Below are 15,777 nucleotides of genomic sequence, written 5' to 3'. Positions count from 1 at the left end.
CCGACGACGGTCGGCGCGTGGCTCCCCTGTTGCCGAGGTCGTGTGGCGTGTTTCAGGCCAGCGAGTGTCGTTCCTCGCCCGAGCCGTCGCGGGCCGCGTAGCCGACCGCGGCGACGGCGACGAACGCGACGAGGTAGAGCAGCCCGTTCACGAGCCGGGCCTCGTCGGTGTACACCACCAGATCGCGGCCGAGCAGCGTCACGAGGAACACCGCGGCGCCGGCGACGAACACGCCCGGCCGGTAGCGCGCGAGCGACGTGTCGGGCAGCCAGACGGCGGCGGCGACCAGCGCGGCGAACGCCGCCAGCGCGGTCAGCGCGAACGCGCCCTGGGCGGGCGGTCCGTAGTCGATCAGCGGGCTGACCCGACTGACGAGGTAGTTCGCGGGGATCAACAGCAGCGCCGCGCCGACGGCGAGCCGGCTCCGATCGAACAGCGAGCGCTCGTAGTGCCCGCGGTAGGCGGTGAGCGTCGACAGCGTCAGCATGGTGAAGATGCTCAGCGCGAACAGCAGGTGGGCGGCGTGGGTCGGCACCGAGTACCCCCACGGGATCGCGCCGTTGAGCGTCACCGTGATCGCGCCGACGGAGATCTGGAACGGCAGCAGCACCAGCGCCGCCGTCGCGAACAGCGCCGTCTTCCGGTCCTGGTCGCCGCGCCACGCGGCGCCGACGACACCGACGATCGCGAACCCGGTGATCATCGCGACGAGGCGGTGGAACCACTCGATGAAGCTCGGGACCGTCTGTGGCAGCACACCCCCGTCACACAGCGGCCACTGCTGGGAGCAGGCCAGCCCGGAGCCCGTCGCCGCCGTGTAGACGCCGAGCGCGACCAGAACTCCGGTGAGCGCCGTGGTGAACAGGGCGAACCGCCGGTAGCTGGGACGCTTCATTGGCCGCAACTCGGGCTCGCGGTCACTTGGGCGTTCCGTTGCAGGCGCGCTCGCGCGCGAGGCACGGAGTCGGCGCGTTCAAGTCGCCGCCGCCGCCAGCGCGGGTATGGTCGATCTCGACGCCCGCGCCGACCGACTCGACGCGTATCTGGCGGCGACGGGCCACGACGCCGTCTGGTTCGCTCGGCCGAACGCGTTCGCGTGGCTCACCGGCGGGCGGAACACGCCCGCCGACGAGGACGGCGTCGGCGTCGCCGCCGCGGGCTACGTCCACGGCGACGCGCCCGCGTTCCGCGCCGTCGCGCCCGCTGGCGAGGCCGAACGCGTCGCCGCCGAGGAGCTACCCGACGAGTTCGCCGTCGAGACGGTGCCGTGGCACGAATCACTGGGCGAAGCCGTCGCCGACGAGTCGCCCGGCGCCGGCGCAGCCGACTTCGCGGTACCCGGAACGGATCGCGTCGACGCCGGCTCGCTTCGGCAGCCGCTCGCCGCCGAGGACGTGGACCGCTACCGCTCGCTGGCGGAGGAGACCGCCGCCGCGGTCGAGCGCGTCTGTCGGGAACTGGAGTCCGAGGACGCCGAGTACGAGGCCGCGTCGGCGCTGCGGATCGCGCTCTCCTCGGGCGAGATGGCCGCGCCCGTAGTCCGCGTCGCGGGCAGCGAGCGCGCCGAGGCGTACCGCTCCCCGCCGGCGGGCGCCGACGAGCTCGGCGACTACGCGGTCGTGACCGTCACCGCCGAACGCCGGGGGCTGTACGCCTCACTCACGCGAACCGTCGCGTTCGACCCGCCGGATCGGTTCGAGGAACAGTTCCGCGCGGCGGCACGGGTCGAAGCGACCGCGCTCGCGGCGACTCACGAAGCTGTGGCCTCCGGCGGCACAGCGGAGGACGTGTTCGCGGCGATCCGGGAGGCGTACGACGAGCTCGGCTTCCCGGACGCGTGGGAGGCCGGCGAACAGGGCGGCGCGGCGGGGTTCGCGCGACGCGAGTGGCTCGCCGCGCCCGGCGCGACCCACGACGTGCGTGCGCCGATGGGGTACGCGTACAACCCCGTCGTCGGCGGCGCACGCAGCGAGGACACCTACCTCGTGACGCCCGACGAGTTCGAGTGTCTGACGGCGACGCCGAACTGGCCCACGTTCGACGCCGAGGCGGTCGGCTTCGACCTGACGCTCGAGCGCCACGCGCCGTACGCGCCCTGACCCCCGGCGACGGAACCGAGTTCGACGAACGTCGAACCGTGTTACGACGCGGTGGATAGCTTTTTGAGCACGCCGAATGAGTCGGGCGTATGGGACTCGAGGACGACGCACGGGAGTATCACCGATCCGATCCGCCCGGCAAGATCGAAATTTCGACGACGAAGTCGACGAACACGCAGCGTGACCTCTCGCTGGCGTACTCGCCCGGCGTCGCGGCGCCGTGTCTCGACATCGACGAGGACGAGGAGCGGGCGTTCGAGTACACCGCCAAGGGGAACATGGTCGGCGTCGTCTCGAACGGGACGGCCGTGCTCGGGCTCGGCGACATCGGCGCACAGGCGTCCAAACCCGTGATGGAGGGCAAGGGCGTGCTGTTCAAGCGCTTCGCCGACATCGACGTGTTCGACATCGAACTGGACGAGACCGACGTGGACGCGTTCTGCCGGTCGGTCGAGGCGATGGAGCCCACGTTCGGCGGGATCAACCTCGAAGACATCGCGGGGCCGGAGTGTTTCGAGATCGAACAGCGGCTCCGGGAGTCGATGGACATCCCCGTGTTCCACGACGACCAGCACGGGACCGCGATCATCAGCGGCGCGGGGCTGCTCAACGCGGTCGACATCCTCGACAAGGACATCTCCGAGATGGAGATCACGTTCTCCGGCGCCGGCGCGTCGGCGATCGCGACCGCGAAGTTCTACGTCGAGCTCGGCGCCGACCCCGACAACATCACGATGTGTGACTCCTCGGGGATCATCACCGAGCAGCGCGCCGCGAACGACGACGTGAACGAGTACAAGAAGGAGTTCGCCCGCGACCTGCCCGAGGGCGACCTCGCAGACGCGATGGCCGGCGCGGACATGTTCGTCGGGCTCTCCGTCGGCGGCATCGTCTCCGAGGAGATGGTGGCGTCGATGGCCGAGGACCCGATCGTGTTCGCGATGGCCAACCCCGAGCCCGAGATCGACTACGAGTCGGCCCGGGCGGCCCGCGACGACACCGTGATCATGGCCACCGGGCGCTCGGACTACCCGAACCAGGTGAACAACGTGCTCGGCTTCCCGTTCCTGTTCCGGGGCGCGCTCGACGTGCGCGCGACGAGCATCACCGAGAACATGAAGATGGCCGCCGCGGAGGCGCTCGCGGAGCTCGCCCGCAAGGACGTGCCCGACGCGGTCGTCAAGGCGTACGGCGACCAGCCGCTCCAGTACGGCCCCGAGTACGTCATCCCGAAGCCGGTCGACCCGCGCGTGCTGTTCGAGGTCGCGCCCGCCGTCGCCGAGGCCGCGATGGAGGAGGGCGTCGCCCGAACGGAGATCGACATCGAGGCGTACTCCGAGAAGCTCGAGGCCCGGCTGGGCAAGTCCCGCGAGATGATGCGGGTCGTGCTCAACAAGGCCAAAAGCACCGACCAGCGCATCGCGCTCGCGGAGGGCACCGACGAGAAGATGGTCCGCGCCGCCGCCCAGATCCAGGAGCAGGGGATCGGCGACCCCGTCCTACTCGGCAACAGCGACGAGATCGAGGGGATCGCCGACGACCTCGGGCTGGACTTCACCCCGGAGATCGTCGACCCGCGCGTCGACGAGACCGAGGGGTACGCCGACCGGCTGCACGAGCTCCGGCAGCGCAAGGGGATCACCCGGAGCGAGGCGAGCGAGCTGGTCCAGCGCGACACCAACTACCTCGGGAGCGCGATGGTCGAGGCCGGCGACGCCGACGCGCTGCTGACGGGACTGACCCACCACTACCCGTCGGCGCTCCGGCCGCCGCTGGAGGTGATCGGGACGGCCGAGGACGCCGACTACGCCGCCGGCGTCTACATGCTGACGTTCAAGAACCGGGTCGTGTTCATCGCGGACGCCACGGTGAACCAGGACCCCAACGAGGAGGTGCTGGAGGAGATCACCAGACACACCGCCGAGCTCGCCCGGCGGTTCAACGTCGAGCCGCGCGCGGCGCTGCTGTCGTACTCCAACTTCGGCTCCGTGGAGAACGAGGGCACCCGCAAGCCCCGCGCCGCGGCCGCCAGCCTGCGCGAGGACCCGAACGTCGACTTCCCGGTCGACGGCGAGATGCAGGCCGACACCGCGGTGGTCGAGGAGATCCTGACCGACACCTACGAGTTCTCCGAGCTCGACGAGCCCGCGAACGTGCTCGTCTTCCCGAACCTCGAGGCCGGCAACATCGCGTACAAGCTGCTCCAGCGCCTCGGCGGCGCGGAGGCGATCGGCCCGATGCTCGTGGGGATGGACAAGCCCGTCCACGTCATGCAGCGCGGCGACGAGGTGAAGGACATCGTCAACCTCGCCGGCGTCGCGGCCGTCGACGCACAGCAGGAGTAGGCGGCGCGATCGCCGCGTCGTACCGGCAATCCGCGCCGTTTTCGCCCTATTTACGACGAACAGCCGCTTCTATCTCCGGGTTTTCACACCGGTTTACTGACGTATTCCGCCGCCGGCGGGCGGTGAGAGGTGTGCGGTTCCGGCACAGGGTATAAGTTAATCCGCCCCATCCGACTGTCTATGGCTGACAAAGACAGTCCGGACGTGAGTCGGCGGAAGTTCCTCGGCTTCGCGGGCGCAGCGACGGCGACGGCCGTCGCCGGCTGCACCGACGGCGGGGGGACCGACACCGAACAGCCCGGCGGCGGCGACACCGACACGCCAACCGACGAGCCGACCGAGCCCGAGGGGACGCCGACCGAGCGGCCGGAGCCGGAGACCCGCGACGGCTACCTCCAGCGCGCGAACTGGCACGCACACGATCAGGCACCGTGGGTGTTCCTCCACCAGCAGTACTCCGTCTACGGCCAGTCCAACGACATCGAGTGGCAGCCCCGCTCGGACGAGCGCGTCGACGCCTACGCCATCGAACCGGCGACCGACAGCGGCGACGACGTGGTGATGACCCAGTCCCAGATGGACTCGGGGCTCGACCCGCAGGACCACCGTGAGACGCCGACGGACAACATCGTCCTCCAGGCCTACGAGGGGCTCTTGGAGCGCGACCGGGAGGGCGCCATCATCGAGATGCTGGCGACCGACTACCAGCGGCTGGACGAGACGACCGTGCAGTTCACCATCAGGGACAACGTCTCGTTCCACTCGGGCGACTCGCTGACCCCCGAGGACGTCGCCTACTCGATCAACCGTATCGTCGACGACTCGGTCGGGTTCACCTCGCCGCAGTCCGACCAGCTCGTCGGCGTCGAGGGCGCGGAGGTCGCCTCCAGCGGCGACCGGACGGTCAACGTCAACCTCTCGGGGCTCAACCCCATCGTGTTCCAGTCGTTCGCGACCTACTGCGACGTGATGAACAAGTCGTGGGTCCAGAACCACGACTCGGCGTACATCAACCAGAACATGGAGGGGACCGGCCCTTTCAAGCTCGCCAACTACGAGCAGGGCGTCGAAGTCGAGTTCACCCGCAACAACGACTACTGGCAGGACGAAGCGGCCATCTCGACGTTCACGATCACGTCCGCGAGCGAGTCGTCGACGAGGGTCAACCGCCTGCTCAGCGGCGAGGCGGACATCATCGTCAACATCCCGCCGCAGGAGGTCGGTCGCGTCAACGACAACGACGGCACGACCGTCTCGGCCGTTCCTTCCACGCGCGTCATCTTCAACGCGATGCGCTACGACGTGGAGCCGTTCGACTCGGCTGAGTTCCGCCGTGCGATAAACTACGCCATCGACATCGAGTCCATCGTCCAGAACGTCCTGCAGACGTTCGGCGACCCGTCCAGCCAGCCGACCCTGCCGAACTTCTTCGGCCACAACGAGGATCTGGACCCCTACCCGCAGGATCAGGCCCGCGCCGAGGAGCTGGTCGAGGCCTCCGGCTACGCCGGCGCCGAGATCGAGCTGGTGACGCCGATCGGCCGCTACCTCAAGGACGTGGAGGTCGCTCAGGCCGTCGCCGCACAGGTGGACGAGCTCTCGAACGTCTCCGCGACCGCCCGTCAGGTCGAGTTCTCGACCCTGGTCAGTCAGGTCACTACGGGCAACATCGAGGACAAGCCGCCGTGGTACCTGCTCGGCTGGGGGAACGCGACGTTCGACGCGATCCAGACGCTCCAGCCGCTGCTCGCGAGCGACGGGTCGCTGACCTCGTACAAGAACGACGAGTTCGACGCACTGCTCGACGAAGCCCAGAGCCTGCCGAGCGAGTCCTCGTAGGGCAGCATGGGCTACGGTCGTTTCCTCTTGAAACGCGGAGTGCAGGGTGTCGGCGTCGTCTGGGGCGTCGTGACTGTGGTGTTCCTGCTGCGGTTCATCACCCCGGGGTCGCCGATCGACACGGTCGCGCCGCTGGACGCGAGCCAGGAGACGCGCCAGCGCATCGCCGAGGAGCTCGGGCTAAACCGGCCGCTGTACATGCAGTACCTCGACTACCTCTGGGAGCTACTCCAGGGGAACATGGGCTACTCGTACATCTCGAACATCTCTGCCTCCCAGCAGGTGTTCACCAAACTCCCGGCGACGCTGGAGCTGGCGGTGGCCGCGAGCGTGGTCGCGATCGTGCTCTCGATCCCGCTGGGGGTCATCTCGGCGACCAGACGGCACCAGCCGGCCGACTACGCCGCGACGACGTTCTCGCTGCTGGGCATCTCGACCCCGAACTTCTGGCTCGGCATCATGCTCGTGCTGCTGTTCTCGGTCCAGCTGAACGTGTTCCCGACGAGCGGTCGCGCTCACGGGTTCGTGCAGGTGCTGGCGGCCTTCACGGGGCCAGCGCCGTTCTTCCAGGTGGCCATCGAGTGGCTTGCGTCGCTGTTCCTCCCGGCGATCACGCTGGGGACGTACTTCACGGCGCTCATCACGCGGCTGGTCCGCTCGGGCATGCTCGACGAGCTCTCGAAGCAGTACGTCCGGGCGACCCGCTCGAAGGGGCTGCCGGAGTCGCTGGTCAAGTACAAACACGTGCTCCGCAACACGCTGGTTCCGGTCGTGACCGTCCTCGGGCTCCAGCTCGGGACGCTCATCGGCGGGGCGGTCATCACGGAGGCCGTCTTCGCGTGGCCGGGGCTGGGCAGCGAGATCATCCGGGCCATCAACGGGCGTGACTGGCCCATCCTCCAGGGCAGCCTCATCGTCATCGGTGCAGGCTTCGTCCTGGTCAACATCGCCGTCGACGCGATATACGCCTACCTCGACCCACGGGTGATGGCAGAATGAAGATCGGACCAATCTCTATCTCCCCACGAACGATCCGGAACCTCCGCAAGGAGTTCCGGTCCTCGGGGCTGGCCCGCATCGGGGTGGTGCTGATCACCCTCATGGTGCTCGTGGCCGTCTTCGCCCCGTTCATCGCACCGCACAACCCCCGGACGCAGAACCTCGACGAGTCACAGCTGCCGCCGCTGGGGTTCACGAAGACCACCGAACAGACCTCCACCGAGATGGTCAACGGCTCGCTGCAGGTGGTCAACGAGACCGTCCAGGTCAACGCTACGGCCACCTACCCGCTGGGGACGAACTCCCTGGGACAGGGGATGCTCTCGCGGGCCATCTACGGGGCCCGCACCTCGATGCTGGTCGGGCTGTTCGGCACCGTCTTGGCCGCGGTACTAGGGGTGACCGTCGGCTTGGTCGCGGGCTACTACCGCGGGCGCACCGACGACGTGTTGATGCGCGTGGCCGACGTGTCGCTGGCGTTCCCGTCGCTGGTGCTGGCGATCGCGCTCATCGGGCTGTTCAGCCGGTTCCAGGCGGACGTGGCCGTCGGGGTGACCGACCCGTTCGTCACGACGGGCTTGGCGGGCGCGTTCCGGAACGCCGTCGGCTTGCCGACGCCGATGCCGGAGACGTTCGTCCTGCCGTCGGTCGTCATCCTGGTCGTCGGCTTCGTGAACTGGGTCTGGTTCGCCCGTATCGCCCGCGGCGAGGCGATGTCCATCCGCGAGGAGGAGTACGTCAAGGCCGCCAAGGCCTTGGGCGCCTCCGACACGCGGACGGTCGTCCGGCACGTCCTGCCCAACGCCATCACCCCGATCCTCGTGCTCGCGACCATTCAGGTCGCGGCGATCATCCTGCTCGAGTCTTCGCTGTCGTTCCTGGGGTTCTCCGGGACGACGCTCTCGTGGGGCTTCGACATCGCGCAGGGGCGGGGGTATCTCTCCTCGTCGTGGTGGATCGCCACCGTGCCGGGGATCGCCATCGTGCTGACGGTGATCGGCATCAACCTCGTCGGCGACTGGCTCCGGGACGCCCTCGACCCGGGAATCGAGGGCGAGGGGGGGATGTAAGATGGCCGACGAGATCCTCAGAGTCCGGGACCTCACGACCCGCTTCTTCACCGAGGAGGGGCAGGTCAACGCGGTCGAACACGTCGACTTCGACGTGCGCGACGGCGAGGTCTTCGGCATCGTCGGCGAGTCCGGCTCCGGCAAGTCGGTCACCGCGCTCTCGCTGATCGACCTGGTGGAGTCGCCGGGTCGGATCGTCGAGGGCGAGGTGTGGTACCGCGACGCCGATCTCGCGGACGAACACCGGGAGTCCCACCCCGACGCCGTCGACGGCGACTACGTCGACGTGCGCCAACTGCCCGAGGCCACCCGGCGGTGGCTCCGGGGTCCCGCGTTCGCGACGATCTTCCAGGACCCGATGAGCAGCCTCAACCCCTCGATCACCGTCGGCGAGCAGATCGCCGAGGCCGTCGAGGTCCAGCGCCGCGCCCGCGCGAACCCGCGGCGCACCCGTTCGCGGACCCAGGGCTACGGGCTGGGCCGGATGGTCGTCGACTCGCTGCTGCCCTCTCAGAGCTACGTCAGCGAGGAGAGCCACGAGCGTGCGATCGAACTGCTCGACCAGGTCGGCATCCCCGACCCCGAGCAGCGTGCAAAGGAGTACCCCCACGAGTTCTCGGGGGGGATGCTCCAGCGCGCCATGGTCGCACAGGCACTCGCCGGCGAGCCCGACGTTCTGATCGCCGACGAGCCGACGACCGCGCTCGACGTGACGATCCAAGCGCAGATCCTGAACCTCCTGCGGGACCTGCAGGAGGAGGAAGACATGAGCGTCGTCCTGATCACGCACAACCTCGGCGTGATCGCGCGGATGTGCCAGCGCGTCGGCGTGATGTACGCCGGCGAGGTGGTCGAACGCGGCGCGCTCGAAGACGTGTTCCAGAACCCCGTCCACCCCTACACGCAGGGGCTGCTGGGGTCGATCCCGGACATCGAGGACCCGGCGCCGCGGCTCTCGCCGATCGAGGGGAACGTCCCCAGCCTGTTGGACTCGGAGATGGGCGAGGAGTGCTACTTCGCCGATCGCTGTCCGAAGGCGATGCAGTCCTGTCTCAACCAGATCGACGAGCGCGAGGCGCCGTCGACGACCGGCGACGAACACCGGGTCCGGTGTGTGCTCGCCGACCGGGAGTACGACGAGTCCGAGGCGCTCGGTTCCGAGGCCAAACAGGAGGTGGTCTCCGATGACTGAGGACGCGCTGTTGGAGGTACGGAACCTCCGCAAGTACTACCAGGACGGCGGGGGGCTGCTCGATCGCCTGCTCCGCCGCGAGGCGACCAGCGTGAAAGCGGTCGACGGGGTCAGTTTCGAGGTGCTGGAGGGCGAAACGCTCGGACTCGTCGGCGAGTCCGGCTGCGGGAAGTCCACCACCGGCGAGACGCTCCTCCGCCTGCGCGAGGCGACCGGCGGCACGGTCGCGTTCGACGGCGAGGAGGTGTTCGACCTCGACGACGAGTCGCTGTCGGCGTTCCGCCGGCGGGCCCAGATCGTGTTCCAGGACCCGTTCTCCAGCCTCGACCCGCGGATGACCGTCGGCGCGATCGTCGCCGAGGGGATGCGGATCCACGGGCTGCCGGAGTCGGACCCGACAGTCGCGACCGACGCCGAACTCTCCGTCGCGGACGGGATCGATCGCACCGTCGACGTGACGGTCGCCGACGACCTCGACCGTGTGGTCGACACCGAGGACGGCGTCGCGCGCGTCCCGGTGACGGTTCGGATGGGTAGCGAGGGTCCCGAGGCGACCGTCGAGGAGTACGAGGACTTGCTCGACGCGACCGTCGAGGACGGGGGCGGCGAGCTCCACGTCGAGGTGGCGGTGACGGGATCCGACACCGAGATCCGCAACGCCAGAGCCGGCGCGCTGCTGGAGCGCGTGGGGCTCTCGGCCGATCAGGTCGACCGCTATCCCCACGAGTTCTCGGGCGGGCAGCGCCAGCGCGTGGGCATCGCCCGCGCGCTCGCGCTCGACCCCGAGTTCATCGTGCTCGACGAGCCCGTGAGCGCGCTCGACGTCTCCGTGCAGGCGCAGGTGCTGAACCTGCTCGACGATCTGCAGGACGACTTCGGGCTGACGTACCTGTTCATCGCGCACGACCTGAGCGTCGTCCGGCACATCTGCGACCGCGTCGCCGTGATGTACCTCGGGAAGATCGCGGAGCTCGGCCCGACCGACGAGATCTTCGAGAACCCCGACCACCCCTACACCGAGGCGCTGTTAGAGAGCGTCCCGCGCGCGGAGGTCGCCGAGCAGGGTCGCCGCGTGGCGACGCTCTCGGGCGACGTGCCGTCGCCGCGGAACCCGCCCTCGGGCTGTCGGTTCCGGACGCGGTGTCCGAAGGTGATCCCGCCGGAGGACGTCGACATCGAGCAGTCGGCGTTCCGCGACGTGATGGATCTCCGTGAGGACGTCGAGGCCGAGAGCCTCGACCCCGCGGAGATCCGGGAGGTCGAGCCCGCCGAGTACCGCAAGCGGGAGATTCCGGGGATCGCCGGCGAGAACGCCGCGGTCGTCGACGAGGCGCTGGAAGCCGTCGCCGACGGCGAGTTCGAGACCGCCGCGGAGACGCTCCGGGAGCGCTTCGAGACGGTGTGTGAGACGACGCCGCCGGACGACGAGCCCGGCGCCAACGGCGAGGTCGTGGCCTGTCACCTCCACGAGTAGCTCACCCCCGCGACCGCGCCCTTCTCGGTTCGGCTGCCGGCAGCAACGTTCACGTAGCCCCCGGCCCACGGTTCGGTTATGGACGCAGCCGACGTGATGACCGCCGACGTGGAGACTGTCGCGCCCGACGACGAGGTGGGCGAGGTGCTCGCCCGCCTCGCGGACGTGAACTTCAGCGGCTTCCCGGTCGTCGACGAGGGGCGCCTCGTCGGCGTGGTCACCGAGGGCGACCTCGTCGACCTGTTCGAGGTCGAGGACCGCGTGCTCTGGATCCCGATCGGCATCCCGCCGATCGTCGACACGCTGACGTACGCGTTCGACCTCCCGGGCGACGACGTGGACATCGCCGCCCACGCCGACGACCCGATCAGCTCCGTGATGACCGCCGACCCCGTGACCGTCGACGTCGACGCGAGCACCGACGCGCTGCTGGATCTGCTCGCCGACCCTGAACGCGACATCAACCGTCTACCGGTCCTCGATGGCGACGAACTCGTCGGCATCATCACCCGCCAGGACCTGCTGCGCGCGCTCCGCCGGGAGCGCGACGCGGCGGGCGCTGCGGGCGCGGCGTAACGCTCGGGCGGGGGGACGGCGAGTCGCCACCGAAACAGTACCCCTAAGCCGCCGCTGGTCCTCGCTCCGGTCGTGTCTCGCTACCGGAACCTCGCGCTCTTTCTGACGCTCGCTGCGATCTGGGGGTCGGCGTTCATGGCGATCAAAGCCGGACTGGCCGTGTTCCCGCCGGTGCTGTTCGCGGCGATTCGCTACGACATCGCCGGCGTGCTGATGCTCGGCTACGCGTGGTGGGTGCTCGACGACCCCATCCCGCGGGGCCGGGACCAGTGGGCGAGCGTCGCCGTCGGCGCGGTGCTGGTGATCGCGGCCTACCACGCGCTGCTGTTCGTGGGCGAGGCCGACGACGCCGTCACCAGCGCATCGGCGTCGGTGCTGGTCGGCTTGAGCCCGATCCTGACGACCGGGTTCGCCCGACTGTTCGTCCCGCAAGAACGGCTCGAACCCGCCGGGTTCGTCGGGCTGTTGCTCGGGCTCGCCGGCGCGGTCGTGATCGCGGACCCCGACCCGGCGAACCTGCTCGCCGGCGGGATGGGGGCGAAGCTGCTGATCGTCGCCGCGGCGGCGTCGTTCGCGCTGGGGAGCGTGCTCACCCGCTGGCTCGACACCGAGCTCCCCATCGAGGCGATGGAAGGGTGGTCGATGCTGCTCGGCGCGCTCCTGATGCACGTCGTGAGCGCGGGGCTGGGGGAGTCGTTCGCGGCCGTCGAGCTGAACCTTCTGGCCGTGCTGAGCATGGGCTACCTCTCGATCCTCGCCAGCGCGGTCGGCTTCCTGATCTACTTCGACCTGCTGGACCGACTGGGACCGATCGAGATCAACCTCGTCTCCTACGTGGCTCCGGTGTTCGCGGCGCTCTCGGGCTGGCTGGTGCTCGACGAGGTGGTCACCGTCGAGACGGTCGCCGGGTTCCTGCTGATCCTCGCGGGCTTTGCGCTGCTGAAACGCCGGCAGATCGCGGCGGAGCTCGACCGGGTCGGCGTCGGCAGCTAGCCCGGCTTCGACCGTCACACTGCGTCCGTCGGGGTCCAGTCCCGCAGGGAACGCCGGACTCATGCCCGCGCGGGCCCAACCGCGCCCATGAGCGACTCGACGCCCGGGGATTGGGAGACACAGCTCCGCCGGAACCGCGAGGAGAAAGACGACTTTTTCGCCGAACACCCGCAGTCGCCGGTGCCGCCGGAGCACCGCGAGGCGTTCGACGGCCTCGACTACTTCGACCCCGACCCCGCGTTCCGGGTCGACGCCGAGGTGACCGTCCACGACGAGCCCGAGCCCGTCGAGATGGAGACCACCAACGGTCCGCCGACGCGCTACCTCCGCGTCGCGACGTTCGCGTTCGACCTCCGGGGCGAGAACTGCGAGCTCCACGCCTACCGACAGGAGAACAGCGAGGACGACACGCTGTTCGTCCCGTTCCGAGACAAGACGACGGGCCAGCAGACGTACTCCGGGGGGCGGTACATGGAGTTCGAGCCGGAAGGGGAGTTGGAGACGGGCGACACGGTCACCCTCGACTTCAACCTCGCGTACTCGCCGTTCTGTGCGTTCAGCGAGACGTTCGCCTGTCCGTTGCCGCCCGAGGAGAACTGGCTGGAGGTCGTGGTGCCCGCCGGCGAGAAGAAACCCGAACTCGGCGAGGACTGAGCCGCTAGGGGACGACCAGATCCACGACCGTCTCGCCGTCGACGACGAGGTTGTACGCCTCTTCGTCGTCGTTCCACAGCACGAGCGCGTTCTCCATCGACAGCACTGCGCCGTAGTCGGCCTCCCCCAGCGCGCGATTGAGTCCGGTGTGCTGGGTGAGCACCGCGTACTGTTCGACGTCCTCGCTCCCGTCCCCGATCTTGAAGACGGGGTTGGGGTCGGCGCCGTACTCGCGAGCCTGTTCGCCCTGCCGGCTCAGGTCGGGGCTGAGCTTCACCGTCAACAGGTCGATACGGTTGCTGACGTGGCGCTCCATCTCCGCGGCCTTGGCGTGGCGGTCCTCTGAGGCGACGATCTGACTCCGGCGCTTCCCGTCCGGTCGCAACAGCGCGTACGCGAACTGGACCGACGTTTTCGTGAACGTCCCCGGTTCGTCGCGCTCGCTGCCGCGCTCCCCGCGGTCGCCGGCGTCCAACTGCTGTTGCATCCGCGGCGCCTCGACGTCGGGCCGAACGTCGAACGACCAGCCCCGGTCCGACGGCGACTCGTCGGGCCAGAGCCGGAGCGTCGGCGAGTACACCGACGCCCCCGAGCCGGGCCGGGCGAGCGCGCGCTCGACCTCGCGGAGCCCGGTCGCGGTCTCCAGATCCGCGGGCGCGATCGCGAGCATCGTGCCGTCGTCGGCGACGGAATCGAGATACTGTTCCGCCGTCGCCGCCGGATCCGAAAGCTCCGAGAGCACGTTACAGAACGTGAGCAGGTCCACCTCGCCCACCGACTCGGGGTCGAACGCCTCCGCACGCTCGCGGTGGACCGTGGTTCGGACGTTCCGCGGTGTCTCTTCGAGCAGGGCTTCGAGCAGGTCCGCGGCGGGGGAGGGCTCCAGCGCGTGGTACTCGATCAGTGGCGGCTCCCCGTCGTCGCTCGCCGCCTCGTGGAGGTAGTCGATCAGCGCCAGCGCGGGGCCGCCGACACCGGCGCCCACGTCGAGCACGCGGAGCGTCCGCGGGAGGTCGCCGTTCTCGGCGAGGTCGTCGAGCACGTACCCCATCGCGGCGTAGTAGTCGGGTAGGTGGTAGATCGCGTACCCCAGCGCCGCGGTCTCGTCGTACTCGACGGGGTTGCCGTGGTAGTAGTCGGCCTTGAGCCGGCGGACCGCTTCGCGGAGCTCGTCGCCGGACGCCCCGTCGGCCCAGTCGAGCCCGAACCGCTCGACGAGCCGGTCGACGACCACGCGCTCGTACTCGGCGGGGAGCGCGTCGGGCGCCCACCCCGGCGGCGATACCGGTGTGTCGTCGGCGGGCACGAACGTGCCGTCCTCCCGTTCCACGAGATCGAGGTCGAACGCTGCGGTCCGGAGCTCCTGCCGGATCACCGCGGGATGGGGAGTGTCGTCGAAGTACTCCCGGATCTCCTCGGGGTCGATCGGGCGGACCTCCCGGAGGTAGTTCACCGTGTCCCGGAGGCGGTCGCGATCGACGGTCATCGGTCACCTCCCGAGAGTTCGTCGGCGGCGTCGCCGGCCTCGTCGTACAGCGCCGCGAACGCCTCGCCGTCGGCGTTTGCGATCTCGCGTGCGGCGTCGGCGACGGCGTCGGCGCCGCCGAAGGCGTTCTGGATGTCGGCGTACACGCGCGCGTCGCCGTCGGTCACCGTCGCGGCGAGGTCGGCCAGCCCCGCCGAGACGGGCGTGTGGAACTCCTCGCGAACGTCGTCGCCGGCCAGCGCCCACGCGAGCACGGCGGCGTGGCTCTTGGCCTGAATCGTCGACATGGCGTCGTCGTGCTCCGCGGGCGTGGTCTCGAACAGCTCGTTACCCGCCGCCCGCAGCGCGTCGAGCAGGGGCGAGAGCGTCGGCCCGACCGCGTCGGCGACGAGTGCGACGTTGCCCGGCGCGCGCTCGGGGGCGAACAGCGGGTGGAGGCTCGCGCGCTCGCGGTCGGGCAGGTGTTCGTCCATCGCCGCCACGGGCGCGGCCATCACGCCCGAGAGGTCGAGCATCGCGGCCTCGGTGTGGGGTGCCCACTCCGCGACGGCGGCCTCGACGGCGGGGATGGGGACCGACAGCGCGACCGTCTCGAAGCTGCGGTCCGTCGCCGGTCCGCCGTCGGCGAGCGTGACTGTCTCGGCGTCGAACTCGGCGGCGGCGTCCTCGGCAGCGTCCGCGTCGGTGTCGGCGAACGCGAGATCGACCGCCGGCTCGCTGTCGGCGAGCGTCCCGGCCAGCCAGCGACCCATCGCGCCGGCGCCGACGATACAGAGCGTCATCTACCCGTAGCTGGTGGTCGTCGGGTGAAAAGGGGCGCGGATGTCGGTAGTTCGTTGGAGGGGCGATGGGGGGACGCTCGTGGAGTGGCGGTGCGGTGGCGCGAAGCGCTCGCGCCTCCGTGCGCGAGCCGAGCGCGAGGGACGAACGAGCGAACGGAGTGAGCGAGTGAGTCGGCTGGGGAGGCTCGTGGGCTGTGCAGTCGGGCGGGGCTGAAAGGGGCTGCTCGCTCGGCGAACCCGGAGGAAGCAAGGACCGCAGGGAGCGAAG

13 protein-coding genes are annotated in these 15,777 nt (G+C 69.7%); 10 read left to right on the top strand and 3 right to left on the bottom strand.

What is annotated here, in order from left to right:
* Positions 1-52 precede the first annotated feature (52 nt).
* A complete protein-coding gene (locus ACQUSM_RS07170) occupies positions 53-895 on the bottom strand; it encodes a COX15/CtaA family protein (protein ID WP_435117176.1) in 843 nt (280 codons plus the stop codon).
* 106 nt (positions 896-1,001) lie between these two features.
* Here ACQUSM_RS07170 and ACQUSM_RS07165 point away from each other — a divergent pair, with 106 nt between their 5' ends.
* From ACQUSM_RS07165 to ACQUSM_RS07120, 10 genes are all read left to right on the top strand, one after another.
* Entirely contained in the window at positions 1,002-2,099 is a 1,098-nt protein-coding gene (locus tag ACQUSM_RS07165; RefSeq protein ID WP_435117174.1) for a M24 family metallopeptidase, read from the top strand.
* 89 nt (positions 2,100-2,188) lie between these two features.
* Complete coding sequence (locus ACQUSM_RS07160; RefSeq protein ID WP_435117172.1) at positions 2,189-4,444, top strand: NADP-dependent malic enzyme; 2,256 nt, start codon at positions 2,189-2,191, stop codon at positions 4,442-4,444.
* A 180-nt stretch (positions 4,445-4,624) separates the two neighbouring features.
* Positions 4,625-6,283 carry an ABC transporter substrate-binding protein gene (locus ACQUSM_RS07155; RefSeq protein WP_435117170.1) on the top strand — a complete coding sequence of 553 codons (1,659 nt, stop codon included), beginning with the start codon at positions 4,625-4,627 and terminating at the stop codon, positions 6,281-6,283.
* A 6-nt stretch (positions 6,284-6,289) separates the two neighbouring features.
* Positions 6,290-7,282, top strand: a complete 993-nt coding sequence (locus ACQUSM_RS07150) for an ABC transporter permease (RefSeq protein ID WP_435117168.1) — start codon at positions 6,290-6,292, stop codon at positions 7,280-7,282.
* The gene (locus ACQUSM_RS07145; RefSeq protein WP_435117166.1) at positions 7,279-8,352 is read left to right on the top strand and encodes an ABC transporter permease; all 1,074 of its coding nucleotides are present in this window, start codon (positions 7,279-7,281) and stop codon (positions 8,350-8,352) included. The genes ACQUSM_RS07150 and ACQUSM_RS07145 overlap by 4 nt, the downstream gene beginning before the upstream one ends.
* 1 nt (position 8,353) lies before the next feature.
* On the top strand, positions 8,354-9,544 hold the full coding sequence (locus ACQUSM_RS07140; protein WP_435117164.1) for an ABC transporter ATP-binding protein: 1,191 nt from the start codon (positions 8,354-8,356) through the stop codon (positions 9,542-9,544).
* Entirely contained in the window at positions 9,537-11,018 is a 1,482-nt protein-coding gene (locus ACQUSM_RS07135; protein ID WP_435117162.1) for an ABC transporter ATP-binding protein, read from the top strand. The genes ACQUSM_RS07140 and ACQUSM_RS07135 overlap by 8 nt, the downstream gene beginning before the upstream one ends.
* Positions 11,019-11,096: 78 nt before the next feature.
* The gene (locus ACQUSM_RS07130) at positions 11,097-11,594 is read left to right on the top strand and encodes a CBS domain-containing protein (RefSeq protein ID WP_435117160.1); all 498 of its coding nucleotides are present in this window, start codon (positions 11,097-11,099) and stop codon (positions 11,592-11,594) included.
* 72 nt (positions 11,595-11,666) lie between these two features.
* Positions 11,667-12,587 (top strand): DMT family transporter, encoded by a 921-nt coding sequence (locus ACQUSM_RS07125; protein ID WP_435117158.1) that lies wholly within the window; start codon positions 11,667-11,669, stop codon positions 12,585-12,587.
* Between the two features lie 87 nt (positions 12,588-12,674).
* Positions 12,675-13,241, top strand: a complete 567-nt coding sequence (locus ACQUSM_RS07120) for a DUF1684 domain-containing protein (protein ID WP_435117156.1) — start codon at positions 12,675-12,677, stop codon at positions 13,239-13,241.
* A 4-nt stretch (positions 13,242-13,245) separates the two neighbouring features.
* Here the strand turns inward: ACQUSM_RS07120 and ACQUSM_RS07115 are convergent, their stop codons facing one another.
* A complete protein-coding gene (locus ACQUSM_RS07115) occupies positions 13,246-14,727 on the bottom strand; it encodes a small ribosomal subunit Rsm22 family protein (RefSeq protein WP_435117154.1) in 1,482 nt (493 codons plus the stop codon).
* On the bottom strand, positions 14,724-15,509 hold the full coding sequence (locus ACQUSM_RS07110) for a prephenate dehydrogenase (protein ID WP_435117152.1): 786 nt from the start codon (positions 15,507-15,509) through the stop codon (positions 14,724-14,726). Before ACQUSM_RS07110 ends, ACQUSM_RS07115 begins: the two co-directional genes overlap by 4 nt.
* Positions 15,510-15,777 lie beyond the last annotated feature (268 nt).

The sequence above is a fragment of the Halolamina sp. C58 genome (genome assembly GCF_051195095.1).
Lineage (GTDB): Archaea > Halobacteriota > Halobacteria > Halobacteriales > Haloferacaceae > Halolamina.
The sequence above is the reverse complement of the archived record's forward strand: the minus strand, read 5'-3'. Positions and strand labels throughout refer to the sequence as shown.

Excerpts from the sequence above, each read along its gene's own strand:
- ACQUSM_RS07170 (WP_435117176.1), bottom strand. The coding sequence starts at position 895 with ATGAAGCGTCCCAGCTACCGGCGGTTCGCCCTGTTCACCACGGCGCTC.
- ACQUSM_RS07165 (WP_435117174.1), top strand. The coding sequence starts at position 1,002 with ATGGTCGATCTCGACGCCCGCGCCGACCGACTCGACGCGTATCTGGCG.
- ACQUSM_RS07160 (WP_435117172.1), top strand. The coding sequence starts at position 2,189 with ATGGGACTCGAGGACGACGCACGGGAGTATCACCGATCCGATCCGCCC.
- ACQUSM_RS07155 (WP_435117170.1), top strand. The coding sequence starts at position 4,625 with ATGGCTGACAAAGACAGTCCGGACGTGAGTCGGCGGAAGTTCCTCGGC.
- ACQUSM_RS07150 (WP_435117168.1), top strand. The coding sequence starts at position 6,290 with ATGGGCTACGGTCGTTTCCTCTTGAAACGCGGAGTGCAGGGTGTCGGC.
- ACQUSM_RS07145 (WP_435117166.1), top strand. The coding sequence starts at position 7,279 with ATGAAGATCGGACCAATCTCTATCTCCCCACGAACGATCCGGAACCTC.
- ACQUSM_RS07140 (WP_435117164.1), top strand. The coding sequence starts at position 8,354 with ATGGCCGACGAGATCCTCAGAGTCCGGGACCTCACGACCCGCTTCTTC.
- ACQUSM_RS07135 (WP_435117162.1), top strand. The coding sequence starts at position 9,537 with ATGACTGAGGACGCGCTGTTGGAGGTACGGAACCTCCGCAAGTACTAC.
- ACQUSM_RS07130 (WP_435117160.1), top strand. The coding sequence starts at position 11,097 with ATGGACGCAGCCGACGTGATGACCGCCGACGTGGAGACTGTCGCGCCC.
- ACQUSM_RS07120 (WP_435117156.1), top strand. The coding sequence starts at position 12,675 with ATGAGCGACTCGACGCCCGGGGATTGGGAGACACAGCTCCGCCGGAAC.
- ACQUSM_RS07115 (WP_435117154.1), bottom strand. The coding sequence starts at position 14,727 with ATGACCGTCGATCGCGACCGCCTCCGGGACACGGTGAACTACCTCCGG.
- ACQUSM_RS07110 (WP_435117152.1), bottom strand. The coding sequence starts at position 15,509 with ATGACGCTCTGTATCGTCGGCGCCGGCGCGATGGGTCGCTGGCTGGCC.